Origin of the sequence: Bradyrhizobium sp. A11 (genome assembly GCF_042077125.1) — a bacterium.
In the GTDB taxonomy this organism is placed as follows: Bacteria; Pseudomonadota; Alphaproteobacteria; order Rhizobiales; family Xanthobacteraceae; genus Bradyrhizobium; species Bradyrhizobium japonicum_B.
In genome coordinates this window covers 4,378,410-4,403,728 of the sequence record NZ_CP149509.1, presented here as the reverse complement: position 1 = coordinate 4,403,728, position 25,319 = coordinate 4,378,410, and the positions used below count along the sequence as shown (strand labels likewise).

Below are 25,319 nucleotides of genomic sequence, written 5' to 3'. Positions count from 1 at the left end.
AACCCTCGGCGATTATGGCCGCACCGGCCTTGCAAAGGCAATGCCGTCGTGGTGGCCCTGGAGGAAGCTGTCCCGAGCCAGCGTCAGGTGGAGAGTTTGAAGTCGAGATGGTCGCGTGTCCCGGACAAGCTGCAACGCGTCAGCGTTGCGGCGCAGAGCCGGGACCCAGCTTCGCTTCGCGAGCCGCAGCATGGGCTCCGGCTCTGCAGCGCAACGCCGAAGGAGCGCTGCGCCGCGTCCGGGGCACGAGATCGTGGGTTTCGTAACGCGCTTCGCTCGACGTGTCAGCCCCGTCCGACGAACGGCATCTTGGTCGCCATCACCGTCATGGTCAGCACGTTGGCATCGAGCGGCAGGCCGGCCATATAGGCCACGGCGTCGCCGACCGCCTTGGCGTCCATGCGCGGTTCGTGCTTGGTGGTGCCGTCCGGCTGCAGCACGCCAGGGCCGTTGACCATGCGATCGGTCATCGGGGTCGCGGCATTGCCGATGTCGACCTGGCCGACCGCGATGTCGTACATGCGGCCATCGAGATTGCTGGCCTTGGTCAGGCCGGTGATGGCGTGCTTGGTCGAGGTGTAGGCGGCCGAAAACGGCCGCGGCGCATGCGCCGAGATCGAGCCGTTGTTGATGATGCGGCCGCCGCGCGGGTTTTGGTCCTTCATGATGCGGAAGGCGTGCTGGGTGCACAGGAACGGCCCGGTGAGGTTGGTGTTCACCACCGCCTGCCATTGCTCGAGGCTGAGATCCTCGAACGGCACGGCGGGCGCGCCCATGCCGGCATTGTTGAAAAGTACGTCGAGCCGGCCATAGGTCGCCTTCACCTTGTCGAACAGCGCGGCGATGGAATCCGGCTTGGTCATGTCGGCGGTGACGCACAGGCTTTTTCCTGCCGGGCCGAGCTTTGCGGTCTCCTCAAGCATGTCGAGCCGGCGCCCGGTGAGCACGACGGTGAAGCCGGTATTCATCAGCGCGAGCGAGGCCGCGCGCCCGACGCCGGTGCCGGCGCCCGTCACCACTGCGATCTTTTTTGCTTCACTCATCGTTTCCTGCCTTTGCTCATGTTGTCAGGTTTTCGGTTCTTTTTCGTTCTTGTAGGGCGGCCGCGGAATGTTCTGATGCGCTGCGCGCAGCGCCGCCGACCAGCGCGAGCGCAGGTCGTGGAAATAGGGCTCGCCCGCTTCGATGCGGTGGTTGAGGTCGGCCTCGCAGGCGTCCGAGCGCACCACCAGCACGTCGATGGGCAGGCCGACACCGAGATTGGAGCGCATCGTCGAGTCCATCGAGATCAAGCCGGTCTTCAGCGCCTCGTAGAGCTCGACGTCGTAATGCATGGCGCGGTCGAGCACCGGCTTGCCGTATTTGTGCTCGCCGATCTGCAAATAGGGCGTGTCGGTGGTGCACTCGATGAAATTTCCGGCGGTGTAGACCATGAACAGGCGCATCCGCGAGCCCTTGATCTGGCCGCCGAACAGGAAGGAGACGTCGAAAGACACGTCCTCGGACTTCAAGGCAGGGCCTTCGGTGGCGTGCACCGCCCGGATCGCCCGGCCGATGCGCTGGGCGGCCTGGAACATCGTCGGCGCGTTCATCAGCGTCTCGAGCTCGCCCGTGTTGGGGTCCTCCAGGCCTTCGGTCAGCGTGGAGAGCACCGACTGGCTGATGGCGAGGTTGCCCGCGCTGGCGATCGCCATGATGCGCTCGCCGGGCTTGGAGAAGATGTGGAGCTTGCGGAACGTGGAGACGTTGTCGAGGCCGGCATTGGTGCGGGTGTCGGCGATCATCACCAGACCGTCCCGAACCAGGATTCCGCAGCAATAGGTCATTTCCACTCCCCGAACGCGTTTGCGCGGAATTACTAGCCAATTTCAAGGAGGCATGAAACCCCCGATTCCGGCCGTCATTCCGGGGCGCGCGTAGCGCGAACTACGGTGCGCAATTGCGCACCTGAGAATCCATCAGGCGGCAGGGTCGGCGGAGGAATGGATTCCGGGCTCGCGACTTCGTCGCGCCCCGGAATGATAGGTGCGCTCTGCGACCGGCCCGCCGTTCAATCCGCTGCATCCACCAGAAACGCCTCGTCTACGGGCACGCCGAGCGCCGTCACCAGGCGGTTGGTCTCCGCGGCCATGCCGACAATGGCGAGCATCTCGGCATATTCGGCCTCGCTCATGCCCTTGGCGCGTGCAGCGGCGGTGTGCGAATGAATGCAATAGCTGCAGCCATGCGCGATCGAAACCGCCACGTAAAGCATTTCCTTCACCTTGGGATCGAGCGCGCCGGGCGCCATCACCTCCTTGATGCTCTCCCAGGTCCGCCGCAGCGTCTTCGGATCATGCGCCAGCGCGCGCCAGAAATTGTTGACGAAGTCCGACTTCCGCACCTTGCGGATATCGTCGAAGACGGCGCGCGCTTCAGGGGAGAGCTCATCGTCCGAAAGCAGTTTTACAGTGGCCATGGGTACCTCGCGGAGGGCTGGTCCGGCGAGTGTAGCATGGCTGATGCGATCCGACGGCTGCGGCTAGCCCTGCCGCTGGGATTGCGATTGCGACGGCCCGCCGCGGCCGGCCTGCTCGACCTTTACGGCCACCGTCAGCGTCTCCGTGCCGCCGCCGTAGCGGGTGCCGCGCACCGGGGCCGCGCCGAGATAGTCGAGCCCGATCGCAACGCGGACATGGGCGTCGGTGGCGCAGATGCTGTTGGCGGGATCGAAGCCGACCCAGCCGAGGTCGGGCACGAAGGCTTCCGCCCAGGCGTGGCCGGCGTCCTGATGCAACAGGCCGTCCGCGCGCAGGAAGTGGCCGGAGACGAAGCGCGCCGGCACGCCGCCGGCGCGGGCGCAGGCAATGAAGATGTGCGCATAGTCCTGGCAGACCCCGCGCTTGAGCGTGAACGCCTCCGCCGCCGAGGTGCCGCTATGGGTTGGGTCCTCGTCGAAAGTCATGTGGTCGGCAATCTCAGTCATCAGCGTATGCAGGAAGCCGAGCGTGTCGCTCTCGGCCTCGCTGCGCAGCTGGCGCGCGACCGCCGTCATCGCCGGGTTGACGGAGGTGAGGTCGGTCGAGCGCAGGAACATGCCGGCCGGAAAACGTTCGTCGGCGCCGCGCAGCACGCCGCCGGTGTCGTGGGTCTCGATCAGCCCTTCGGCGGTGATCTGGATGTCGCCGACGGGCCCGCAGGACAGCACGTGGGTGACGTTGCCGAACGCATCCTCGTGCGTATCGAGCTTGGTGTCGGTGGAGACGTCGATCTGCCATTCCGCCACATATTGCCCGTCATGGCTGCCGGGCGTCATGCGCAGAATCTGGATCACGCTCGTGGCCGGCGGCTCGTAGCGATAGGTCGTGGTGTGCAGGATTCGCAGGCGCATGGCGTTTTCCGTCATTCCGGGGCGGCTCGAAGAGCCGAACCCGGAATCTCGAGATTCCGGGTTCGATGCTTCGCATCGCCCCGGAATGACGAAGGGTGAGTGGTTCGGTCCTGGCTAGATCAAATACTGCTTCGTGATGATTTCGCCCAGCCTGGAATTGTCCGTGATGAATTCCTGAATGAATTCATGCACGCCGTGCTGGAAAATGTCGTTCATGTTGCTGTGCTCCAGCCGGTTGCGGATGCCGCGGGCGTGGCGCTGGGCCGCACCCTGGCGGCCATAGGCGACGCCGATCTGGTCGAGGTTGCGGACGAGATTGCCGTAGCAGCTGGCCAGCGAGCGCGGCAGCGTGTCGTTGAGGATGAGCAGGTCCGCGATCAGCCACGGCTTCAGCGTCTCGCGATAGACCCAGTGATAGGCGGTCAGCGCCGAGACCGAGCGCAGGATCGAGCTCCACTGATAGAAGTCGAGGGGGCCGCCGACATGCTCCTCCTCGGGCAGCAGCACGTGGTACTTCACGTCGAGAATGCGCGCGGTGTTGTCGGCGCGTTCGAGGTGCACGCCCATCCGCGAGAACCAATAGGCGTCGTTGCGCAGCATGGTCCGGTAGGCCGAACCGTCGAAGCGCAGCGAGGTCTCCTGCACGAAACGGAGGAATTTGGCGAGCTCCTCGCGCGTCGAGGCGCCCTTGCTCCACACCGCCTGAAGCTCGATCCAGGCCGAGTTGATGGTGTCCCACATCTCGCTGGTCAGTGCCGTGCGTACCGAACGCGAGTTCAGCCGCGCCGCCTCGATGCAGTTCCTGATCGAGGACGGATTGTCCGCGGAGAACGACAGGTATTCGACGACGTTGTGCTCGTTGGCTTCCTCGTAGGTCTGATAGAAGCTGGCGGCGACGCCGGCGGTGAGCAGCGCCGAGTCCCATTCGTTGGTCTTGCCGATATAGGCGGCGGGAAGCGCGGTGACGCGCAAGGTCGCATCGATGGTGCGCGCGAGATATTCGGCCCGTTCGACGTAGCGGGCGAGCCAGTAGAGGTTTTCGGCGGTACGCGACAACATCTCTCTACTCGTCCAGGATCCAGGTGTCTTTGGTGCCGCCGCCCTGGCTCGAATTCACCACCAGGGAGCCTTCCTTCAGCGCAACACGTGTCAGGCCGCCCGGCACGATGGTCGTGCTCTTGCTGCCGGTGAGCACGAAGGGCCGAAGATCGACATGGCGCGGTGCGAGGCCGGATGCGGTGCAGGTCGGGCAGGTCGAAAGCGCCAGGGTCGGCTGCGCGATGAAACCCTCCGGCTCGCGCTTGAGCTTGTCGCGGAACGCTTCGATCGTGGCTTTCGTCGCAGCCGGGCCGATCAGCATGCCGTAGCCGCCGGAGCCGTGGACTTCCTTGACGACGAGCTCGCTCAGATTGTCCAGTACGTAGGCGAGATCCTTCGGCTCACGGCAGCGCCAGGTCGGCACGTTCTTCAGGATCGGCTCCTCGCCGAGATAGAATCTCACGATGTCCGGCATGTAGGAATAGATCGCCTTGTCGTCGGCGATGCCGGTGCCGACGGCGTTGGCGAGCGTGATGTTGCCGGCCGCATAGGCCGACATCAGCCCGGGGACGCCAAGCACGGAATCGGGGCGGAAGGTGAGGGGATCGAGGAAATCGTCGTCGACGCGGCGGTAGATGACGTCGACCCGCTTCAGCCCTTCCGTCGTCCGCATGAACACTTCGTTGTTCTTGACGATGAGATCGCGGCCCTCGACCAGCTCGATGCCGAGCTTGTCGGCCAGGAAGGAGTGCTCGTAATAGGCCGAGTTGTAGACGCCCGGCGTGAGCAGGGCCACGGTCGGCTCGCTGGACGCGCTTTGCGGCGCGACCGAGCGGAGCGCGGCGAGCAGCTCATCCGGATAGCGCTCGACCGGCGCCACCTTGTGGCGGGCAAACAGATCCGGAAACAGCCGCATCATGATCTCGCGGTTTTCCAGCATGTAGGACACGCCGGACGGCGTCCGCGCGTTGTCTTCCAGCACGATGAAGTCCTCGGCATCGACCCGGACGATGTCGATGCCGGCGATGTGCACGTAGACGTCGTGCGGCACGTGCTGGCCGTTCATCTCGGGCCGGAACACCGGATTCTGGAAGATCAGATCGTCAGGCACGATCTCGGCGCGGAGGATGTCGCGGCCGTGATAGATGTCGCGCAGGAACATGTTGAGCGCGCGCACGCGCTGCTTCAGGCCCTTCTCCAACAGGGTCCATTCCTTGCCGGACATGATTCGCGGGATGACGTCGAAGGGGATCAGGCGCTCGGTGGACTCGGCCTCGCCGTAGACCGCGAAGGTGATGCCGATCCGGCGGAACAGGAGCTCGGCCTCCTGGCGGCGATATTCGAGCGCCTCGGGGGGCGTCTCCTTGAGCCAGCGCGCCAACTCCTGATAGGCGGGGCGAAGGTCCCCGCCGGGAATGTTCATTTCATCAAACGCGACTGCCATAGATCCCGACTTGTCTCCGCAAGGCGTTGCGCCATTGGACAGGCCGCAAGGCCTTGTTGAAGACCGCAACGTCCTGTGGCCATGCGGCAAGAGTGCATGACTTTCATGTGGTAGCAAGGGCCGGGCCAGCGCGATAAGCATGGCTTGGCAGCATTTGCCGGGGGTGGCCGGCGGCCTGCCCGAAAAAATGGCGGAGGACTGCTTATTTCGGCAGCAAAACCGCGTGACTTCAACGCGTTACCCCGGCAAAGTCGGCGCTACAGGTGAGGGACTTGAGTTATGAGCGAGATCGTCACGGCGGGCATTCTGGTCATTGGCGACGAGATCCTGTCCGGCCGAACCAAGGACCAGAATATCGGCTTCATCGCCGAATACCTGACCAATATCGGCATCGACCTGAAGGAAGTCCGCGTCGTCTCCGACGACGAGGCCGACATCATTGCGGCCCTGGATGCACTGCGGCATCGCTACACCTATGTCTTCACCACCGGGGGCATCGGGCCGACCCATGACGACATCACCGCCGATGCCGTCGCCAAGGCGTTCGGCGTCGGCATCGACCATCACCCGGAGGTTGTCGCCCGCTTCCGCGAGCGCTGGAGCGAGCAGGACCTCAACGAGGCCCGCCTGCGCATGGCCCGCATCCCCGACGGCGCCGAGCTGATCCAGAGCGCGACCATCCTGGCCCCCGGATTCAAGATCGGCAATGTCATCGTCATGGCGGGTGTGCCCTCGATCATGCAGGCGATGATGGACATCGTCGCGCCCAAGCTGAAATCGGGCGTGCGCATGCTCTCCGACACGGTGCGCGCCAACGCGCGCGAGGGCGACATCGGCGGTCCGCTGCGGGCGATCGCCGCCGCCCATCCCGACACCATCATCGGCAGCTATCCCTTCATGGACGAGGACTCGAAGCCGAACACCAACCTGGTGGTGCGCTCGCGCGATCCCGAGAAGCTGGCGGCAGCGATGGCTGCGGTGAAGGAGATGCTGGCAGGATTGAACGTCAGCCGTTAAGCCCGCGGCTTGCCGGACGTTCTACGACGCAGGAGACGACAATGGCTGGTGAAGCACCGGAACTGAGCGCACAGGAGCGGGCGGGCAGGGCCTTTCCGGTCTCGTGGGACCAATTCCACCGGGATTGCCGGGCGCTGACCTGGCGGCTCAATGAGGTCGGTCCGTTCCACGCGGTGATCGCGATCACGCGCGGCGGCCTCGTGCCGGCCGCGATCGTGGCCCGTGAGCTCGGCGTGCGCGTGATCGATACGGTCTGTATCGCCAGCTACGATCACGACAAGCAGGGCGAGCTCCAAGTCCTCAAGGGCATTTCGGAACAGGCCATGAAGCTTGGCGGCGGCACCGGCAAGGGGCTGTTGATCGTCGACGACCTCGTCGACACCGGCAAGACCGGCCGGCTGGTGCGCGAGATGCTGCCCGATGCGCATTTCGCCACCGTCTATGCCAAGCCGAAAGGGCGCCCGCTGGTCGACACCTTCATCACCGAGGTCTCGCAGGACACCTGGATCTTCTTCCCCTGGGACACCGCGCTGTCCTACCACCCGCCGCTGCGCGACGGGGCGGCGTGAGTTGTTCGTCGTTCCGGGCGATGCGAAGCATCGAACCCGGAATCTCGAGATTCCCCGGTGCGCAATTGCGCACCTGAGGTCTGGTCCTTCGGACCATCCCGGAATGACGGCAGCAGAATAGTCGCGCCATGCCCCTGCAAAACCGCGTCACGCCCACCGGCGACATCATCGCCACGCCGCATCGCGGCATGTTCACCGGCAATCGCGGCATCATCCACGATCCCGCGACGAAGACGCTGCTGAAGAAGCGCTGGTCGTCGCCGGCCTGGATCACCTGCCTGTGCGAATTCCGCGGCTGGCGGCGGCCGGTGATGGCGCGGCGGAGCTGGACCGAGCTGTTCTTTCTCGATGAGGCGACGGCCTTTGCCGCGGGGCACCGCCCCTGCTTCTTCTGCCGCCGCGACGACGCCAATCGCTTCCGCGCGGCATGGGAGCAGGGCAATGGCGCAAGCAAGGTGAGCGCAAAGGCAATGGACGCGCAGCTGCATCGGGAGCGTCTGGATCACGGCCGCAAGCGGCTGCACGCGCTGCCGGGACCGCTCGCGGGACTACCCGATGGCGCGATGGTGCAGCAGGGCGAGCAGAGCTTTCTGATCGTGAAAGGCGAGCCGCTGCTATGGTCCCCCGCCGGCTATGCCCGCACCCAGCGCGAGCTGGAGAGGCCGATGTTGCTGACGCCTCCATCCACATTGCGGGCGCTGAGCGCCGGATACCGGCCGGCGCTGCATTCGACCGCGCTGGACTAGCGGAGCCTTTTGCAGGTTGCCGCCGTCACCCCAGCTTCTCGCGCGCGAGCGCGGCGCCGGCGCCGAGCGCCATCAGCTTGGCCTCGGCGATCTCGCGCCGCATCGGGGCCATGCCGCAATTGGTTGTGGCGATGATGTTGCTCTTGGGCACGAACTTCGACACGGCGTCGATTACCTGCACGACGTCCTCGGCGGTCTCCACCGCGTCGCTGGCGACGTCGATCACGCCGGCCTGCACGATCTTGTTCTTCAGGAGCGCTAGCAGGTCGAGGCACCTTCGAGTTGCGGCATTCGACCGCGACCTGCTGGATCGGGCTCGCGTCGATCGCCGGGAAGATCTGCTCGTATTGCCGCCACTGGCTGCCCAGCGTCTCCTTCCAGTCGGTGTTGGCCTTGATGCCGTAGCCGTAGCAGATGTGCACGGCGGTGGTGCAGGTCAGCCCCTGCGCGGCGCGCTCCAGCGCGGTGATGCCCCAATCATTGACCTCGTCCATGTAGACGTTGAAGGCAGGCTCGTCGAACTGCACGACATCGACGCCGTCGGCCTGCAAGGCCTTGGCTTCCTCGTTGAGCAGCTCGGCGAAGGCAAACGCCATCTTGACGCGATCGCCGTAATAGCGGTCGGCGATGGTGTCGATGATGGTCATCGGGCCGGGCAGCGTGAATTTCAGCTTCTTCTTCGTATGCGTACGCGCCACCCGCGCCTCGAAGGCGTGGACGCGGTCCTTCAGCCGGAGCGGCGCGATGACCTGCGGCACCATCGCCTTGTAGCGGTCTTTCCGGATGCCCATCTCGACCTTGTGGGCGAAATCGATGCCTTCGATTTTCTCCAGGAAGCCGTGGACGAAATGCTGACGGGCCTGCTCGCCCTCGGTGACCACGTCGATGCCGGCGTCCTCCTGGATCTTCAGCCAGATCAGCGTCGCGTCGCGCTTGGCGCGGAGAAGCTCGTCGCCCTGCGACTTCCAGGGCGCCCAGAGCATGTTGGGCTCGGCGAGCCATTCCGGCTTCGGCAAGGAGCCGGCGATCGTGGTTGGAAACAGCATGGCGGCCCTCCCGGCAGGTTGTGTTGCGCCCCTTCCTGCCATGTCCTAACGTCGAGGTACAGAACAACGAAAGTCGCTCGCCATTCCAGCCGCGGCGACAGGGAAGGGCCGAGGAAAGAGCCGTTCGGCGAGGAATCACGCAAGATCATGTTCGGGCAGAGGGCTAGGGAATTGTTGAGAAGGAAGTAGTGCTCGTTCCTCATGGTGAGGAGCGCCGTAGGCGCGTCTCGAACCATGAAGGCCCGACTGTCACGCGCGGCCATCCTTCGAGACGGCCGCTACGCGGCCTCCTCAGGATGAGGTCCGTCACAAAGGAACCCCCATGATCGAATTCTTCTTCGACTGCTCCAGCCCCTGGACCTATCTCGCCTTCCACAACATCCAGCCGCTGGCCAGGGAGCTCGGCGCCGAGATCGTCTGGCGGCCGATCCTGGTCGGCGGCATCTTCAACACCGTCAACCCGAGCGTCTATGCGCAGCGCGAGAAGCCGGTGCCGCTGAAGGCGCGCTACATGCAGAAGGATCTTCAGGACTGGGCACGCTCGGCGGGCCTTCCGATCAAGATGCCGCCGACGGTGTTTCCCGTGAACAGCGTCAAGGCGATGCGCGGCTGCATCTGGCTCGGCAAGGACATGGTGCCGTTTGCGACCGCGGTGTTCCAGGCCTATTGGGGCGGTGACAAGGACATTTCGCAGGACGCCGTGCTGGCCGAGATCTGCAAGAAGGTCGGCATCGACGAGCAGAAATTCTTCGCAGGGATCTCGGAGCAGGGCATCAAGGACCAGCTCAAGGCAAATACCGAAGAGGTCGTCGCCCGCGGCGGCTTCGGCTCGCCGACGATCTTCGTGAACAAGACCGACATGTATTTCGGCAACGATCGTTTGCCGCTGATCCGCGAGGCGCTTCTGCGCGGCAAGGCGAGCGCGGCCTGATGGTGCGCGCAATCGTCTGCCGCACGCTCGGCGAGCCCGAAGCGCTTCGGCTCGAGGAGTATCCGTCTCGCGTCCTGAAGCCGGGCGAGGTGCGCGTTGCGATCCGCGCCGCCGGGCTGAATTTTCCCGACGTGCTGATGGCGGCCGGGCAATATCAGCTCAAGCCGGAGCTGCCGTTCACGCCCGGCATGGAAGCCGCCGGCGACGTCACCGAGATCGGCCCGGAGGCGAGGGGCGTCGCCGTCGGCGACAAGGTCATCGTCAAGATGCGGCACGGTGCGTTTGCGGATGAAGCCGTCGTCACGCCGTCTCAGCTCACTCCCAAGCCGTCGACATTCGACTACGCGGAAGCCGCGACTTATCTTGCCGGTCATGGCACGGCCTATCATGCGCTGATCGACCGTGGCCAGGTCGAGCCGGGCGAGGTGCTGCTGGTGCACGGCGCCGGCGGCGGCACGGGATTGGCCGCGGTCGAGATCGGCAAGATGCTCGGCGCGATCGTGATCGCAACCGCATCCAGCGACGAGAAGCTCGCCGTCGCCAAGGCGCGCGGCGCCGATCATCTCGTCCGCTACGACCGCGAGCCGTTTCGCGATGCCGTCAAGCGCATCACCGACGGTCGCGGCGCGGACGTCGTCTTCGATCCCGTCGGCGGCCAGGTCTTTGAGGATTCGATGCGCTGCATCGCCTGGGGCGCGCGGCTCCTGGTGATCGGCTTCACCGGCGGAATCGGTTCGGCGAGAACCAACCTCCTGCTGATCAAGGGCGCCAGCGTGCTCGGCGTGCGCGCCGGCGAGGCCGTGCGCAAGAATCCGGCTCTCGGCGAGGTCCGCCTGAAGGCGCTGCTGCAATGGGCGGAGGAGGGCAAGCTGCGCCCCAACGTCTCGCACCGCTTGCCGCTGGAGGACTATGCGAAGGCGATGCGGCTGTTGATCGACCGCAAGGCGATCGGGCGTGTGGCGCTGATGATGCAGTGATGGCGCCGTAGGGTGGGCAAAGGCGCTCTCGCGCCGTGCCCACCATCTCTCTCGGTTGAAAAAAATGCGTGGGCACGCTTCGCTTTGCCCCCCTACGAGAGCGTCACTTGTATTCCCGCTCCGTCCACCACGGGAAATAGTCCGGCATGTCGGTCGAGACCTTGTTCTTGAATTGTGCGGGACGCTTCTCCAGGAACGACGCCACGCCTTCCTTGACGTCGTCGGAACGGCCACGGGCGTAGATGCCGCGGCTGTCGACCTTGTGCGCCTCCATGGGATCGTCGGCGCCCATCATGCGCCACATCATCTGGCGGATCAGCGCCACCGAGACCGGCGCGGTCTTCGCCGCGAACTCCTTGGCGAGCGCGCGGGCGGTCGGCAGGAGATCATCGGGGGCGACAACCTTGCTGACGAGACGGCCGGCGAGGGCCTCCTGGGCCGGGAAGACGCGGCCGGAATAGCACCATTCCAGCGCCTGCGAGATGCCGACGATGCGCGGCAGGAACCAGCTCGAGGCGGCCTCCGGCACGATGCCGCGCTGGGAGAACACGAAGCCGAACCGCGCGTCCTCGGAGGCAATGCGGATGTCCATCGCGAGCTGCATGGTGACGCCGATGCCGACCGCCGGCCCGTTCACCGCGGCGATCACGGGCTTCAGGCACTTGAAGATGCGCAAGGTCACCTGGCCGCCGCCGTCGCGCACCTGCGGATCGCTGTAATCGACCTTGCCGTCGGCAAGGCGCCTCACCGGTCCGCGCCGCGCGTCGCGATCGAACGTGTCGGCGCCGGAGGAGAGATCGGCGCCCGCGCAGAAGCCGCGGCCGGCGCCGGTGACGATGATGGCGCGGACATTGTCGTCCTTGTCGGCGGCGTCGAACGCGTCGATCAGCTCGGACTGCATCTGCGCGTTGAAGGCGTTGAGCTTGTCAGGCCGGTTCAGCGTGATGGTGAGGATCTGCTCGGCGACCTCGTATTTGATCGTCTCATACGCCATGGCTGGTTTCCTTCCTTTGTTTCTTCGCTGCGCAGATGGCAGGGCTCGAGTTTTCATTACCCTCCCCTGGAGGGGGAGGGTCGATCGCGCGCAGCGCGAGCGGGGTGGGGTGATCTCTCCACACGAGCACTGTTGGAGGTGGAGAGACCGTCACCCCACCCCGTCTCACACTTCGCTGCGCTCAATGTGAGCCGACCCTCCCCCTCCAGGGGAGGGTAAGCAAGAGGCTCCGCATGATGCCTGTACCAAATCCTCCAGGCTTGCGCCTAAAGGGTGCGCTTCCTGGGATGACGAGAGCGTCGCTACCTCGCCGGCGGCTTCGGCCAGGGCCGCTGCGCGCCGCGCAGGGCCTCGAACGCCTTGGCCAGGCCGAGCACGCCGATATCGTCGAAGCGGCGGCCGACGATCTGGACGCCGATGGGAAAGCCCTTGGCGTCGAAGCCGCCGTTGACGGAGACCGCGGGGTTCTCCGACATATTCCACGGCACGGTATAGGCGATGTGCTCGAACGGCTTCATGGGATCGTTGGTCGGCGAGGCCCATTCCGCCGGATAGTTCACGTTCGGCGCGGTCGGGGAGATCACATAGTCGAGCTCGCAGAACAGTTTTGCTGCCGCGGCCCGGATCGCCATGGTCTGGTTGAAGCCGCGGATCACGTCGACGCCCGAGAGCTTGGCGCCGGACTCGCCCCACTTGAAGATGTAGGGCAGCACCTTGGCCTGGTCGGCCGGCGTCAGCTCCGACAGATCGTCCCACATCCTTGCGCGCCAGAAACTGTCGAGGCCGTCGAGCATCTCGCGCGTCAGGATGCCGTCGACCTCGGTGACGCTGCCCGCGGACTCGAACGCCTTCGCCGCCTTCACCGCGACCTCGCGCACCGGCTTCTCGGGCGCGAGGCCGCAGCCGGCATCGAGCATCAAGCCGATCCGCAGTTTGCGCGGAGATTTTTCCAGGCCCTTCCAGTTGAGCGGCTCGGCGGGCAGGCTCATGCCGTCGCGCCGGTCGGGCTTGGCGATCACGCTCATCATCAGCGCGCAATCGTCGACCGTCCGGGTCATGGGCCCGGCGACACGGCCGACATAGGCGGGATCAATCGGCACGCGGCCAAAGCTCGGCTTCAGGCCGACGAGTCCGCACCAGCCGGCGGGCAGGCGCACCGAGCCGCCGATATCGGTGCCGAGATGCAGCGGGCCATACCCGGCCGCAGCGGCTGCGCCCGCGCCCGCGCTGGAGCCGCCGGGATTCTTGGTGAGGTCCCAGGGGTTGCGCGCCAGCGCGTGGAAGCTGGAGAGGCCGGAGGACAGCATGCCGTAATCGGGCATGGTGGTCTTGGCGAAGATGATCGCGCCGGCCTCGCGCAGCCGCGCCGCGGGCGGGGCGTCCTTCTCGGCCGGAACCAGCTTGACGCTGGCCGCGCCCAGCGGCACCGGCACGCCCTTGGTCGCGATGTTGTCCTTCACCGTGACAGGGACGCCGTCGAGCGCGCCGGACGGCTCGCCGCCGGTCCAGCGCGCGGTCGAGGCCTTGGCGGCCTCGCGCGCGCCGTCGGGGTCGAATGCATAGAGCGCCTTCAGATGCGGTTCCCACGCAACGACATGCGCGAGCAAATCCTCCAGCACCTCGCTCGGCGAGAATTGCTTGGCGCGATAGCCCGCGATCAGATCGACCGCGGACAGATCGTGCAGCGAGGTGACCGCCTCGTCGGCACGCTTCTTATGCATTGGCACCCACTGGCATGCGCGTCTCGATGATGCGGGCGAACATGCTGGCGCCGATCGGCAGGATCTTGTCGTCGAGCACGAAGCCGGGATTGTGCACCGGCACCGAGCCGTCATGGCCGACCCAGAAATAGGCGCCGGGAATGGTCTCCAGCATGTCGGCGAAATCCTCGCTGCCCATCTTGGGTTGGGCGCGGGTGATCACGTTGGCGGGGTCGACGATGGTGCGTGCGACCTCCTCGACCACCTTGGACTGCTCGACCTGATTGATCAGCACGCCAAAGGTGTCGCGGATGTCGACGTCGATCACGCATTGGTAGGCGCTTGCGACGCCGGCGCAGATCGTGCGGATGCGTTCGCTGACCAGGGCGCGAACTTCCTTCGAGAAGGTGCGGATGGTGCCGCACAGATGCGCGTCGCCGGGAATGACGTTGTAGGCGGAGCCCGCGTGGATCTGGGTGATCGACACCACGGCGGCCTGCAGCGGATCGACGTTGCGGCTGACGATGGTCTGGATCGCCTGCGCCAGCGTGGTCGCGATCACTACCGCGTCCTTGGAGCGTTCGGGCATCGCGCCATGCGCGCCATAGCCGGTGATGCGCAGGTCGAAGAAGTCGGCGCTGGCCATCGCCGGGCCCGGCAGGATCGCGATCTCGCCGTGGTTGAGGTCGGGTGCGTTGTGCAGGCCGTAGAGCTCGTCGCACGGAAACTTCTCGAACAGGCCGTCCTTGATCATAGCGCGGGCGCCGCCGAGGCCTTCCTCGGCCGGCTGGAAGATCAAATGCACGGTGCCGTCGAAATTCCGGGTCTCGGCGAGGTAGCGCGCGGTGCCGAGCAGCATGGTGGTATGGCCGTCATGGCCGCAGCCGTGGAAGCGGCCGGGGATTTTCGAGCTCCATTTCAGATTGGTGTTCTCTTCCATCGGCAGCGCGTCCATGTCGGCGCGCAGGCCGATGCGCTTGGTGCCGGAGCCCTTGCCCTTGATGACGCCGATCACGCCGGTGCCGCCGAGGCCGCGGTGAACCTCGATGCCCCAGCTCTTCAGCTTGTCGGCGACGATGCCGGAGGTGCGGACCTCCTCGAAGCCGATCTCGGGATGGGCGTGGAGGTCGCGCCGGATGGCAGTGAGTTCGTCGGCATAGCCGTCGATGCGGTCGATCGTGGGCATGTGCTTTGTCCAGTCAGCGTGAGGGAGGAGTGAAAACGGGGCCGTTCGGCTTGATGCGGATACCCGGGCGCAGCCGCGTCCAGGGCAGGGCGGCGGTGTCGGCCGGCATCGCGCCGGGCGCGGCGCAGATCATCAGCTTCTCCGCGATCGGCTCGAAATCGGCGCGGAAATGCACGGAGCTCTTGTTGACGAGAATCTTCTCTCGCGTCGGCTCGATGCCGACATAGCGGTACATCGCCTGGTCGGCGAGCTGGGCCTTGTACGAGCTCACCACGACGCGGACGTCGCCGATGCGCAAGGCTGCGGAAGGGCCCATCTCCATCTCGCGGCCGCCGTAATATGGACCCGGTGCGATGAAGCGGCCGTCGGAGAGCTTTTCGACCACGAAGGTCTCGGTGTAGGGCTCGTCGCCGGGAATGCCGGACTTGCCGCCGAGCGACAGCGTCACGGTGGCGCCGACGCCGGCCGCATGCGCGGCCTTGGCCGATTCCGGATCGTAGATCGCGCCGGTCGCGGCGCTCGCCTTGTTGCGCACCAGCGCGCGCAGCATGCCCGTGGTGTCGGAATCGCCGCCGGCGCCGGGATTGTCCTGGGTGTCGGCGATGATGATCGGCTTGCTCGCGCTCTTCGCAAGTTCCATGGCGTGGCGCACGCCGTCGTCGGGCGTCCAGATCTTGCCGTCGAAATCGTCCTCATGGCTTTCGACCAGCCTCACGATCGCGTCCGCGGCGCGATCGGCCTCCGCTTGCGTCGTGCCATAGGCGAACACGCTCGGCCCGCAATCGCGGAAGTCGGCGGCGGGAAAGCCCGGCGCGAAAGACAGTGTCGGAACCGCATCGCCCTCCAGGGCGGCGAGCTTTTCGTAGATGCCCTTGGTGGGCTGGTCGTTGGTGCATTGCCAGCTGATCGGGATCAGGAACGGCAATTGCCGGAACGCCTTTGCGAAACGCTGCTTCGTCTTCAGCAGCAGAGCGAGATGTCGCGCCGAGGCGCGGCCGGTCTCAGCCATGTCGACGTGGGGATAGGTGCGGTAGGCGATCAGCGCGTCGGCATGCTCGATCATCTCGGGGGTGACGTTGGCGTGGAGGTCGAGGCTGGCGACCAGCGGAACGTCCTTGCCGATGATGCGGCGCACCCGCGCCAGGATCTCGCCTTCGCCGTCGTCGAGGTGCTCGGTCACCATCGCGCCGTGCAGGTCGAGATAGACCGCATCGATCGGGCCCGCGGCTGCGATGCCGTCGACCATCACCTTCACGATGCGCTCGAAGGCGTCCTCGGTGACATGCGCGGAGGGGCTCGCCGCGGCGGCAATCGTCGGGACGAGTTCCCAGCCGTTGGTCTCGGCGCTGTCGACGAAACCGGCGAGGCCGACATTGATGCGCCGCATCACCTTCAGCACGTCGGCCCCCTCAGTCATCGCCGGCCAGCCGCCGCCATGCTGGAAGTCGGCGAAGGTCGCCTTGGTGGGAGCGAACGTGTTGGTCTCGTGCAGAAAGCCGCCGACGGCGATACGTGTCATCAATTTCAAGTCCAGCGTTTGAAAGTGCGCGACGTTAGCCTTGGCCTTGCGAGGAGAGCAAGGCAGGAAGCAATCGCGCCGTGCATAGGGTCAAGACGTTTTGGGAATGCTGCGGATGCGCCCACACTCCGCTGTCATTCCGGGGCGCGCGGAGCGCGAGCCCGGAATCCATTGCGCTACAGAATCCGCTGTCCGATGGATTCTCAGGTGCGCAATTGCGCACCATAGCTCATCGCTTCGCGATGCCCCGGAATGACAGCGGAGAGAGCTACACCGCGGCCCCCACACCTTCCGCCACGGGGCGGAAGTTCGCAAAATCCCAGCCCCGCCCTGGTGCGGCGTCGAGCAGCGCCTTGGTGTAGGCCTGCTGTGGATGCGTCAGCACCTCGGCGGCCGGGCCCTGCTCGACCACGCGGCCGTGCTGCATCACCACGACCTCGTCGCAGATTTGCGCCGCGACGCGCAAATCGTGGGTGATGAACAGGATGGCGATGCCGAGCCGGGTCTGGATCTCGTCGAGCAGGTCCAGCACCTGCGCCTGCACCGAGACGTCGAGCGCGGAGACCGCTTCGTCGGCCACCAGCACGTCCGGATCGAGCGCGAGCGCGCGGGCAATGGCGATGCGCTGGCGCTGGCCGCCGGAGAACTGGTGCGGATAGCGCGACACCGCATCGGGGGGCAGGCCGACCAGCTCGAGCAGCTCGCGCGCTCGCTTCATGGCGTCAGCGTGCGCGACGCCGTAATTGATCGGGCCTTCGGCAATGCTCTCGCCGACGGTGACGCGCGGGTTGAGCGAGCGGTAGGGATCCTGGAACACGATCTGGATCTTTTGCCGGTGCGGCTGCAGCAGGCGCCGCGAGATGTCGGCGATCTCGCGGCCGGCGAGGCGGATGCCGCCGGAGGTCGGGTCGATCAGGCGGACGATGCAGCGCGCCACCGTCGACTTGCCCGAGCCGCTTTCGCCGACGATGCCGAGCGTGCGGCCCTTGCGCAGGGTCAGCGTCACCATGTCGGCGGCGACGACCTCGCGGCCTTTGCCGAAGAAGGCGCGCTCTTTGTAGACCTTGCTGAGCTCGTTGGCTTCCAGCACGACCGGCTCCTTGGTCTCGGGTCGCGCCGCGCGCGGCACCAGGCTCGGCACCGCAGAGAGCAGATTGCGGGTGTACTCCATGGTGGGATTGCGCAGCACGGTGTCGAGCGGGCCGGTCTCGACCAGGCGGCCCTGCCGCATCACTGCGACGCGGTCGGCGATCTCGGCGACCACGCCCATGTCGTGGGTGATGAACAGCACCGCGGTACCGTGATCGCGCTGCAGCTCGCGGATCAGCGTCAGGATCTGCTTCTGCGTGGTGACGTCGAGCGCGGTGGTCGGCTCGTCCGCGATCAGCAGCTTCGGCTCCAGCACCAGGGCCATCGCGATCATGATACGCTGGCGCTGGCCGCCGGAGAGCCGATGCGGGTAGGAGGCGAAGATGCGCTCGACCTGAGGCAGGTGGACCTGCTCCATCATGTCGAGAATGCGCTTCTTGCGCGCCTTGGCGTCGAGGCTGGTGTGCGCGCGCAGCACCTCGTCGATCTGGCGGCCGACCGGAACCACCGGATTGAGCGCGGTCATCGGCTCCTGGAAGATCATCGCCATCTGCGTGGCGCGAAGCTGTCGCAGGCGGCGGTCGGTGGCGGCGAGCAGCTCCTCGCCGACCAGCTTGATGCTGCCGGCGGTGGGCACCAGCGTGCCCTTCGGCAGCAGGCCCATCGTGGTGAGCGAGGTCACCGACTTGCCCGAGCCGCTTTCGCCGACAAGACACAGCGTCTCGCGCTCGCGCACCTGGATCGAGATGTCGTCGATGATCTTCGGTCCGCCTGGCTTCTTGCCGACGGAGACGACAAGGTTGTTGATGTCGAGGATAATGTTGGTCACGTCAATTCTCTCCGCCGTCATTCCGGGGCGCGACGAAGTCGCGGGACCGGAATCCATCGGGCCGCAGCACGAGGGGTGAAATGGATTCCGGGTTCGCGCCAAGAGGCGCGCCTCGGAATGACCCTGTTGGCTGTCTCACTTCCCCTCCCGCTGCTTCATGCGCGGATCGAGGGCGTCGCGGGCGGCGTCGCCGATCAGATTGATGCTGAGGATGGCGATCGAGAGCAGAAGGCCCGGCCAGAAGATCAGCGACGGCTTGATCTGGAAGTACTGGCGGCCCTCGGCCATGATGTTGCCCCAGGTCGGCGTCTCCGGCGAGATGCCGGCGCCGAGGAAGGACAGGATGGCCTCGGTGAGGATCGCGCTGGCGCAAATATAGGTGCCCTGCACGATCAACGGGGCGACCGTATTCGGCATCAGGTGCCGCAGCATGATTTTCGGCAGGCTGGAGCCGACCGAGATCGCGGCTTCGACGTAAGGCTCCTCGCGTGCCGAGAGCACGACGGAGCGCACCAGGCGCGCGACGCGCGGGATCTCCGGAATCGTGATTGCGATCAGCACGGTCCAGAGGCTGGCGCCGGACAGCGACACCACGGCGATCGCGAGCAGGATGCTCGGCATCGCCATCAGGCCGTCCATGACGCGCATCAGCACGGCATCGACCAGCTTGAAGAAGCCGGAGACGAGGCCGATCGCGAGCCCGATGGCGATCGACAGGATGGCCGCGCCGATGCCGATCAGCAGCGAGATGCGACCGCCATAGAGGACGCGCGAGGCCAGGTCACGGCCGTAGGCATCGGTGCCGAGCAGGAATTGCGCGGACGACGGCTTCAGCCGTTGCGACGGCGCGAGCTGGATCGGATCGTGGGGCGCGATCAGCGGCGCGAAGATCGAGACCAGCACGATCAAGGCGAGCAGGACCGTCGCCGTGGCGATGATCGGCGTCGAGGTGAGGAATCCGAACCGCGGCCGCAGCGGCGACGTGATCGGAATGGAGGACTGGGGAAGGGTATCGACCGACATGTTCGTTCTTAAATCCTTGCCTCAGTACCGGATCCGGGGATCGAGCAGGGTGTACGCGACGTCGATCAGAAGATTGACGACGACATAGACGAGCGATGTCAGCAGGATCATCGCCTGGATCACCGGATAGTCGCGCGCCAGCACCGCGTCCACGGTGAGGCGGCCGATGCCGGGTATGTTGAACACGCTCTCGGTGACGACGACGCCGGAGATGAGCAGTGCGAAGCCGGTGCCGATCACGGTGATCACGGGTACTGCGGCGTTCCGCAGCGCATGGCGCATCATCACCGCAACCTCGTTGATGCCTTTTGCGCGCGCCGTGCGCACATAATCCTCGCCGAGCACGTCCAGCATCGCCGCGCGCGTCATGCGGGCGATCAGCGCGATGTAGATGAAGGAAAGCGCGCAGGTCGGCAGGATGATGCGCTCGAAGAACGGCCCGAAGCCGTTAAAGACGCTGCGGAAGCCTTGCACCGGGACCCAGCGCAGTTCGATGGCGAAGATCTGGATCAGCACATAGCCGACCACGAACACCGGCACCGAGAAGCCGAGCACCGACAGGCCCATCACGAAGCGGTCGATCCAGGTGCCGTGCTTCCATGCCGCGATCACGCCCAGCGGGACTGCGATGATGACTGCGAGGATGATCGTCGACAGCGCGAGCGAGATCGAGGGCTCGACGCGCTGGCTGATCATCTTGATCACCGGCAGGTTGGAGATCAGCGAAGTCCCGAGGTCGCCGTGCAGCAGCTTGTTGACCCAGGTGATGAACTGCACGATCAGCGGCTCGTTGAGGCCGAGCGAGGTGCGGATGCGCTCCAGCCGCTCGGGCGTCGCATTGTCGCCGGCGAGGATCGCGGCGGGATCGCCAGGGGTGAGGCGGAGCAGGAGGAAGACGAACAGCGCGACGACGCCCATCACGGGCACGGCGGCGAGGATTCGGCGAAGGAGATATCCGAGCAAGTTGGATCCGTCAGATTAGAGTCAAATCGTGGCAGCGAGGGTCTGTTCTGCCATCAGCCTAACATTTCAGCAATTCCCGTGCCATCAGGGTCGCGGTTTTTGCAGTGCGGTCAGCTGTTTTGGCAGCGCGTAGCTAGTAGGGTGGGCAAAGCGGAGCGTGCCTACCGTTCCCTCCATTTGGCAGAATGGTGGGCACGGCGCTACGCCTTTGCCCACCCTACCGAATGGCTACGGAATAGCTGCACCATTACTCCAGTGTCGCCAAGAGTCCCGCCATCAGCCGACCGCGCTCAACGAGGCTCTCGACTTCGATATACTCCTCCAGCGTGTGGCCGTTGCCGCCGCGCACGCCAAGGCCGTCGAGCGTCGGGATGCCCATCGCACCGGTGAAGTTGCCGTCGGAGCCGCCGCCGGAGCTCGCATGCGGTAGTTCCGCGCCGAGAGATTTGGCGATGCCGCGCGCCTTCTCGTACAGCGCCATCGTGCCCGCGTCCGGCTCCCACACCGGGCGCGTCACGCCGCGCGTCACCTTGAAGGTGACGTCGTTGGTCGTGCCCGACAGCGCCAGCATCCGCTCGACGCCGCGGTCGAGATCGGCTTGGCGCTTGGCCATGGAGAGCGCTTCGCCGGTGGCGGTCGTGGCAACGCAATTGACCCATTGCCCGCCATGCACGACGCCGACCGAGAAGGTGCAGTCCTCCGTCGTCATCGCGTCGATCGCGAGGATCTGCCGCGCCATCTCGCGGATTGCCGAACGGCCCGCCGACAGCGTCGCGCCGGCGTGGCTCGGCCGTCCGGTCGCCTCGAGATTGAAGCGTGCGATGGCGTAACGTCCGGTGGTGACGCCGTTGTCGGCCCGGCCGGGCTCGGGCACCAGCACATATTTGTTGCGCGCGGCTTCCGCCTCGATGATGTCGCGCGTCGAGGGCGTGCCGACTTCCTCATCCGGCGTGAACAGCACGGTGATCGGCAGCGGCGTGGTGAAGGATGCGCGCGCCAGCTGCCGGATCGCTTCCAGCGAGAGGTAGTTGCCGCCCTTCATGTCATAGATGCCGGGGCCGTAGCACTTGTTGCCCTCGCGCCTCCATTTCAGCTTCTCGATGGTGCCGACCGGGTGGACGGTATCCATGTGTCCGGCGATCAGGATGCCGGGCTCGCCCTGTCTCGGATGCGGAAAGCGCGCGCGGATCACGCCGCCAAAGCCCTGACGGCCCGCGATGCGCTCGATCGTCGCACCCATGATGGCCATATCCCGCGCTGCGATATCGAGCATCCTGTCGACGGCGTTGGCATCCCAGGTCGGGCTCTCGCATTCCACCCAGGTGCGCAAGCCTTCGAGCATGGCCTCGGAATCGAAGGGAAGATTGGCTGGATTCATCTCAATGTCTCTCAAGCTTCGAAAGATGGAACGCGCATTGCATCGCCGCGGGGCGAGACGAGCGGAGAGTGTTGTAGTGCCAAACCGATCCTTGTGGAGCCCGTGCGCACGCCGCCAGGGCCTGCAGCGAAACCGGATTGACGCGCTCGGCACTGTCTGCAAGTCTCGAAAGACAAAGGCATTGCATGGGGTTAGTTCGCCCAAGGAACGAACCATATGCTCAATCAATAACCCGCCTTTGAACAGTTTCACGTCAGGAGAAACTTTTTATGTTGCACTTCATGCGCCGGGGGCCTCGCGCGTTTGCCTCCAAACTCGCGCTGTCTGTGGTCGCGCTTTCGACGGCGCTCGCCTCGCCGGTGCTCGCCGCCGGCAAGACCATCACGGCGGTGATGCATTCCGATCTGCGCATCATCGATCCGATCTTCACCACGGCCTACATCACGCGTGACCACGGCTACATGGTCTACGACACGCTGGTGGCCACCGATTCGAGCTTCAAGGTCCAGCCGCAGATGGCGGACTGGAAGGTCTCCGACGACAAGCTCACCTACACCTTCACGCTTCGCGACGGGCTGAAGTGGCATGACGGCGCGCCGGTGACGGCGGAGGATTGCGTCGCTTCTCTGAAGCGCTGGGCTGCGGTCGACGGTATGGGCCAGAAGCTCATGGACTTCACCGCCAGCATCGAGGCGACCGACGCCAAGACCATCACGTTGAAGCTGAAGGAGGCTTACGGCCTCGTGCTCGACTCCATCGGCAAGCCGTCCTCGCGCGTCGCCTTCATGATGCCGAAGCGCCTCGCCGAGACGCCGCCGGACAAGCAGATCCCCGAGCAAATCGGTTCGGGTCCCTTCAAGTTCGTGCAGGGTGAATTCCAGCCCGGCGTGAAGGCGGTCTACGTCAAGAACACCGATTACGTGCCGCGCAAGGAGCCGGCGAGTTGGACCTCCGGCGGCAAGGTCGTGAAGGTCGACCGCGTCGAGTGGATCACCATGCCGGACTCGCAGACCGCGGTGAACGCGCTGCAGTCGGGCGACATCGATTTCATGGAGAACCTGCCGTTCGACATGCTGCCGGTGCTGGAACCCAACAAGGAGCTCACGATCGAGGTCCTGAACAAGTTCGGATTTCAGACGCTCGGCCGGATGAACTTTCTTCATCCACCGTTCGACAACGTGAAGGTGCGTCGCGCCGCCTTGCTGGCGATGAACCAGAAGGACGTGCTCGACGCGCTGGTCGGCAACGCCAAATATCAGAAGATCTGCGGAGCGTTCTTCATTTGCGACACGCCGCTCGCAACCGATGCGGGCTCCGAGACCTTGATCAAGGGCAACGGAATGGCGGAAGCCAAAAAGGCGCTTGCCGAGTCCGGCTATGACGGTACGCCGATCGTGATCATGGCCCCCGGCGACGTCACGACGCTGAAGGCGCAGCCGATCGTTGCGGCCCAGCTGCTGCGCGAGGCCGGCTTCAAGGTCGACCTTCAGGCGACAGACTGGCAGACGGTGGTGAGCCGCCGCGCCAGCCAGAAGCCGCCGAAGGAAGGCGGCTGGAACATGTTCTTCACCAACTGGGTCGCGGCCGACGTGTCCAACCCGATCGCCAATCTCTCGATCGGCGGCCAGGGCAAGAAGGGCTGGTTTGGCTGGGCGGAGGACGCCAAGATCGAGCAGCTCAAGGACGCTTTCGTCCGCGCGGCCTCGGTCGACGATCAGAAGAAGATCGCCGCCGACATCCAGAAGCAGGCCTATGAGCAGGTGATCTACATTCCGCTGGGGCAGTATCTGATCCCGAGCGGCTGGCGCAAATCGCTGGCCGGTGTGCTCGACGGTCCCGCGACGCCGGTGTTCTGGAACATCGACAAGAAGGAATAGGCGCTGCGCGCCTGCGCTTGAAAAGCGAAAGGCGCCGCGGGTGAAACCGCGGCGCCTTTTCTATGCGAGGATATCGGTCTGGATCAGCAGTGGCTGTCGCGCACCTGCTCGAGACCTTCACTTGCGAATGGCAGGCTTCGGTTCGGCCGCTCCTCGGATATTTCGCCTGGGGCAGGCCGCTCGGTCTCCCACGCGGGCTGATCCGCTCTGCTCTCGTGTTCCATCTCGCCGATCCCTTCAATTGCTGCAGTACAACATCGAGAGGTCCGGGAAGTTCCTCAGGCGATGGGGCGATGATGCGGCCTGAACAGCCGTCCCTTCTCGACCACCAGCACGATCGCGAGCGCGGCTAGCGTCGACAGGAAGAATCCGATCGAGAACGGCAGCAGCGTGCCGTCGAAGCTCTGCCCGATCGCCATGCCGACCGCGATGCCGATCAGGGTCGTGATCGAGCCGTAGAGTGAGGAGGCGGTGCCGGCGATGTGGCCCTGCGGCTCCATGGCGAGTGCGGTGAAGTTCGCGACCATCATGCCGAACGAGAACATCATCAGGGCCGAGAGCACCATGAACAGGCTCAGCGGCAGCATGCCGAGGCTTTCCGTCAGCAGCATCACGCCGGCCACGGCGGTATAGAGCGCCAGCGCGCCGTGCGAGATCACGCGCATGCCGAGCCGCCCGACCAGCCTTGCATTGAGGAAGCCGGCAATGGCGACGCCGACCGCGACCGCCGCGAAAGCGAGCGGGAAGTAATGGCCGAGGCGATAGATGCCGGTGAAGACCTGCTGCGCGCAGAACACGTACGCGAAGAGTGCGCCCATCACGCTGCCGGCAGCCGTGGCATAGCCGATGGTCTGGCGATGGGTCACGGTCTGCCGGAAGGCCGAGAGCACGTCGGCGGGCGCCAGCGACCTGCGTTCCGACTCGGGAAGCGTCTCGGGCAGCCGCAGCACGCACCATGCGAGCGCGAGCAGCCCGTAGAGCATCAGCACCACGAAGATGCCGCGCCACGCCGTCACCAACAGCACCGCCTGTCCGAACGAGGGTGCGATCACGGGCACCGCGATGAACACCATCATGGCGAGCGACATCACGCTCGCCATGCGGCGGCCGACATAGCAGTCGCGCACGATCGAGGTCGCGATCACGCGCGTCGCCGCGGTGCCCAATCCCTGCAGCGCGCGCGCCAGCAGCAGCGTCTCGAACGAGGGCGCTGCGACTGCCAGCACGCTCGCCACCGCATAGACCGCCATGCCGCCGAGCAACACCGGCCGGCGGCCGAAACGGTCCGACAGAGGGCCCATGACGAACTGGCCGACACCGAAGCCGATCAGGAAGGTCGACAGCACCAATTGGAGATGGTTGGCGACGGGAATCCTGAAGGCTGCCCCGATATTGGGCAGCGCCGGCAGCATCATATCCATCGCGAGCGGATTCAGCGCCATGATGGACGCGATCACGATGACGAATTCCGGAAAGCGCATCGGGCGGTGTCCCGCGGACACCCAGTCGTCGGCATTGACGTCAGACAAGAAGCTCACCTCTCGATTTCAGGGGCTTTATCCGCCGGCCATGCTGCGCTGCACAACCCACGTTTCGGGATGGCTGGCAGGCAGAGCAGGTGCG

21 protein-coding genes and 1 pseudogene are annotated in these 25,319 nt (G+C 65.5%); 6 read left to right on the top strand and 16 right to left on the bottom strand.

The annotated features are described in order from the left end of the window. Positions 1 to 284: 284 nt before the first annotated feature. From WI560_RS20660 to WI560_RS20635, 6 genes are all read right to left on the bottom strand, one after another. Positions 285 to 1,043 (bottom strand): SDR family oxidoreductase, encoded by a 759-nt coding sequence (locus WI560_RS20660; protein WP_375304641.1) that lies wholly within the window; start codon positions 1,041 to 1,043, stop codon positions 285 to 287. Between the two features lie 24 nt (positions 1,044 to 1,067). Then, positions 1,068 to 1,826: a proteasome-type protease gene (locus WI560_RS20655; protein ID WP_126257829.1), complete on the bottom strand. Its 759-nt coding sequence runs from the start codon at positions 1,824 to 1,826 to the stop codon at positions 1,068 to 1,070. A 224-nt stretch (positions 1,827 to 2,050) separates the two neighbouring features. Continuing rightward, a complete protein-coding gene (locus WI560_RS20650; RefSeq protein WP_257196073.1) occupies positions 2,051 to 2,458 on the bottom strand; it encodes a carboxymuconolactone decarboxylase family protein in 408 nt (135 codons plus the stop codon). 63 nt (positions 2,459 to 2,521) lie between these two features. Then, the gene (locus WI560_RS20645) at positions 2,522 to 3,370 is read right to left on the bottom strand and encodes a transglutaminase family protein (RefSeq protein WP_126257830.1); all 849 of its coding nucleotides are present in this window, start codon (positions 3,368 to 3,370) and stop codon (positions 2,522 to 2,524) included. A 114-nt stretch (positions 3,371 to 3,484) separates the two neighbouring features. Next, positions 3,485 to 4,429: an alpha-E domain-containing protein gene (locus tag WI560_RS20640; protein WP_257175332.1), complete on the bottom strand. Its 945-nt coding sequence runs from the start codon at positions 4,427 to 4,429 to the stop codon at positions 3,485 to 3,487. A 4-nt stretch (positions 4,430 to 4,433) separates the two neighbouring features. After that, a complete protein-coding gene (locus WI560_RS20635; RefSeq protein ID WP_257175331.1) occupies positions 4,434 to 5,852 on the bottom strand; it encodes a circularly permuted type 2 ATP-grasp protein in 1,419 nt (472 codons plus the stop codon). A 279-nt stretch (positions 5,853 to 6,131) separates the two neighbouring features. Here WI560_RS20635 and WI560_RS20630 point away from each other — a divergent pair, with 279 nt between their 5' ends. The 3 genes from WI560_RS20630 to WI560_RS20620 all read left to right on the top strand — a co-directional run bounded on the left by WI560_RS20630 (position 6,132) and on the right by WI560_RS20620 (position 8,184). Further along, positions 6,132 to 6,869 carry a competence/damage-inducible protein A gene (locus WI560_RS20630; RefSeq protein WP_375304640.1) on the top strand — a complete coding sequence of 246 codons (738 nt, stop codon included), beginning with the start codon at positions 6,132 to 6,134 and terminating at the stop codon, positions 6,867 to 6,869. Positions 6,870 to 6,910: 41 nt separating this feature from the next. Further along, positions 6,911 to 7,438: a xanthine phosphoribosyltransferase gene (gpt, locus tag WI560_RS20625; protein WP_063195254.1), complete on the top strand. Its 528-nt coding sequence runs from the start codon at positions 6,911 to 6,913 to the stop codon at positions 7,436 to 7,438. 128 nt (positions 7,439 to 7,566) lie between these two features. After that, positions 7,567 to 8,184 (top strand): hypothetical protein, encoded by a 618-nt coding sequence (locus tag WI560_RS20620; protein ID WP_375304639.1) that lies wholly within the window; start codon positions 7,567 to 7,569, stop codon positions 8,182 to 8,184. Positions 8,185 to 8,209: 25 nt separating this feature from the next. Here WI560_RS20620 and WI560_RS20615 read toward each other — a convergent pair. After that, positions 8,210 to 9,230: pseudogene (locus tag WI560_RS20615) on the bottom strand (methionine synthase). A gap of 322 nt (positions 9,231 to 9,552) precedes the next feature. Between WI560_RS20615 and WI560_RS20610 the strand changes: the two are divergent. Together WI560_RS20610 and WI560_RS20605 are read left to right on the top strand one after the other, a co-directional pair. Continuing rightward, positions 9,553 to 10,161, top strand: a complete 609-nt coding sequence (locus tag WI560_RS20610) for a 2-hydroxychromene-2-carboxylate isomerase (protein ID WP_257196067.1) — start codon at positions 9,553 to 9,555, stop codon at positions 10,159 to 10,161. Further along, entirely contained in the window at positions 10,161 to 11,138 is a 978-nt protein-coding gene (locus tag WI560_RS20605; protein ID WP_375304638.1) for an NADPH:quinone oxidoreductase family protein, read from the top strand. The genes WI560_RS20610 and WI560_RS20605 overlap by 1 nt, the downstream gene beginning before the upstream one ends. Positions 11,139 to 11,241: 103 nt before the next feature. On the opposite strand, the gene WI560_RS20600 is transcribed toward WI560_RS20605, so the two are convergent. The 8 genes from WI560_RS20600 to WI560_RS20565 all read right to left on the bottom strand — a co-directional run bounded on the left by WI560_RS20600 (position 11,242) and on the right by WI560_RS20565 (position 21,819). Continuing rightward, the gene (locus WI560_RS20600; protein WP_375304637.1) at positions 11,242 to 12,132 is read right to left on the bottom strand and encodes a crotonase/enoyl-CoA hydratase family protein; all 891 of its coding nucleotides are present in this window, start codon (positions 12,130 to 12,132) and stop codon (positions 11,242 to 11,244) included. A 302-nt stretch (positions 12,133 to 12,434) separates the two neighbouring features. Then, positions 12,435 to 13,853 carry an amidase gene (locus WI560_RS20595; RefSeq protein ID WP_375304636.1) on the bottom strand — a complete coding sequence of 473 codons (1,419 nt, stop codon included), beginning with the start codon at positions 13,851 to 13,853 and terminating at the stop codon, positions 12,435 to 12,437. Then, positions 13,846 to 15,018, bottom strand: a complete 1,173-nt coding sequence (locus WI560_RS20590; RefSeq protein WP_375304635.1) for a M20 aminoacylase family protein — start codon at positions 15,016 to 15,018, stop codon at positions 13,846 to 13,848. Before WI560_RS20590 ends, WI560_RS20595 begins: the two co-directional genes overlap by 8 nt. 13 nt (positions 15,019 to 15,031) lie before the next feature. Beyond that, positions 15,032 to 16,537 (bottom strand): M81 family metallopeptidase, encoded by a 1,506-nt coding sequence (locus WI560_RS20585; RefSeq protein WP_375304634.1) that lies wholly within the window; start codon positions 16,535 to 16,537, stop codon positions 15,032 to 15,034. Between the two features lie 268 nt (positions 16,538 to 16,805). Further along, positions 16,806 to 18,455: an ABC transporter ATP-binding protein gene (locus WI560_RS20580; protein ID WP_375304633.1), complete on the bottom strand. Its 1,650-nt coding sequence runs from the start codon at positions 18,453 to 18,455 to the stop codon at positions 16,806 to 16,808. A gap of 135 nt (positions 18,456 to 18,590) precedes the next feature. Continuing rightward, positions 18,591 to 19,478: an ABC transporter permease gene (locus WI560_RS20575; RefSeq protein WP_028137266.1), complete on the bottom strand. Its 888-nt coding sequence runs from the start codon at positions 19,476 to 19,478 to the stop codon at positions 18,591 to 18,593. 21 nt (positions 19,479 to 19,499) lie between these two features. Beyond that, positions 19,500 to 20,441: an ABC transporter permease gene (locus WI560_RS20570; protein WP_257196060.1), complete on the bottom strand. Its 942-nt coding sequence runs from the start codon at positions 20,439 to 20,441 to the stop codon at positions 19,500 to 19,502. A 247-nt stretch (positions 20,442 to 20,688) separates the two neighbouring features. Next, entirely contained in the window at positions 20,689 to 21,819 is a 1,131-nt protein-coding gene (locus WI560_RS20565; RefSeq protein WP_375304632.1) for a M20/M25/M40 family metallo-hydrolase, read from the bottom strand. 269 nt (positions 21,820 to 22,088) lie between these two features. On the opposite strand from WI560_RS20565, the gene WI560_RS20560 reads away from it, so the two are divergent. Then, positions 22,089 to 23,696: an ABC transporter substrate-binding protein gene (locus WI560_RS20560; protein ID WP_375304631.1), complete on the top strand. Its 1,608-nt coding sequence runs from the start codon at positions 22,089 to 22,091 to the stop codon at positions 23,694 to 23,696. Positions 23,697 to 23,974: 278 nt separating this feature from the next. Here the strand turns inward: WI560_RS20560 and WI560_RS20555 are convergent, their stop codons facing one another. Next, a complete protein-coding gene (locus WI560_RS20555; protein ID WP_375304630.1) occupies positions 23,975 to 25,225 on the bottom strand; it encodes a multidrug effflux MFS transporter in 1,251 nt (416 codons plus the stop codon). Positions 25,226 to 25,319 lie beyond the last annotated feature (94 nt).

What these genes read in the sequence shown, in the direction of transcription:
- WI560_RS20660 (WP_375304641.1), bottom strand. Translation starts at nt 1,043, where the DNA reads ATGAGTGAAGCAAAAAAGATCGCAGTGGTGACGGGCGCCGGCACCGGC.
- WI560_RS20655 (WP_126257829.1), bottom strand. Translation starts at nt 1,826, where the DNA reads ATGACCTATTGCTGCGGAATCCTGGTTCGGGACGGTCTGGTGATGATC.
- WI560_RS20650 (WP_257196073.1), bottom strand. Translation starts at nt 2,458, where the DNA reads ATGGCCACTGTAAAACTGCTTTCGGACGATGAGCTCTCCCCTGAAGCG.
- WI560_RS20645 (WP_126257830.1), bottom strand. Translation starts at nt 3,370, where the DNA reads ATGCGCCTGCGAATCCTGCACACCACGACCTATCGCTACGAGCCGCCG.
- WI560_RS20640 (WP_257175332.1), bottom strand. Translation starts at nt 4,429, where the DNA reads ATGTTGTCGCGTACCGCCGAAAACCTCTACTGGCTCGCCCGCTACGTC.
- WI560_RS20635 (WP_257175331.1), bottom strand. Translation starts at nt 5,852, where the DNA reads ATGGCAGTCGCGTTTGATGAAATGAACATTCCCGGCGGGGACCTTCGC.
- WI560_RS20630 (WP_375304640.1), top strand. Translation starts at nt 6,132, where the DNA reads ATGAGCGAGATCGTCACGGCGGGCATTCTGGTCATTGGCGACGAGATC.
- gpt (WP_063195254.1), top strand. Translation starts at nt 6,911, where the DNA reads ATGGCTGGTGAAGCACCGGAACTGAGCGCACAGGAGCGGGCGGGCAGG.
- WI560_RS20620 (WP_375304639.1), top strand. Translation starts at nt 7,567, where the DNA reads ATGCCCCTGCAAAACCGCGTCACGCCCACCGGCGACATCATCGCCACG.
- WI560_RS20610 (WP_257196067.1), top strand. Translation starts at nt 9,553, where the DNA reads ATGATCGAATTCTTCTTCGACTGCTCCAGCCCCTGGACCTATCTCGCC.
- WI560_RS20605 (WP_375304638.1), top strand. Translation starts at nt 10,161, where the DNA reads ATGGTGCGCGCAATCGTCTGCCGCACGCTCGGCGAGCCCGAAGCGCTT.
- WI560_RS20600 (WP_375304637.1), bottom strand. Translation starts at nt 12,132, where the DNA reads ATGGCGTATGAGACGATCAAATACGAGGTCGCCGAGCAGATCCTCACC.
- WI560_RS20595 (WP_375304636.1), bottom strand. Translation starts at nt 13,853, where the DNA reads ATGCATAAGAAGCGTGCCGACGAGGCGGTCACCTCGCTGCACGATCTG.
- WI560_RS20590 (WP_375304635.1), bottom strand. Translation starts at nt 15,018, where the DNA reads ATGCCCACGATCGACCGCATCGACGGCTATGCCGACGAACTCACTGCC.
- WI560_RS20585 (WP_375304634.1), bottom strand. Translation starts at nt 16,537, where the DNA reads ATGACACGTATCGCCGTCGGCGGCTTTCTGCACGAGACCAACACGTTC.
- WI560_RS20575 (WP_028137266.1), bottom strand. Translation starts at nt 19,478, where the DNA reads ATGTCGGTCGATACCCTTCCCCAGTCCTCCATTCCGATCACGTCGCCG.
- WI560_RS20565 (WP_375304632.1), bottom strand. Translation starts at nt 21,819, where the DNA reads ATGAATCCAGCCAATCTTCCCTTCGATTCCGAGGCCATGCTCGAAGGC.
- WI560_RS20560 (WP_375304631.1), top strand. Translation starts at nt 22,089, where the DNA reads ATGTTGCACTTCATGCGCCGGGGGCCTCGCGCGTTTGCCTCCAAACTC.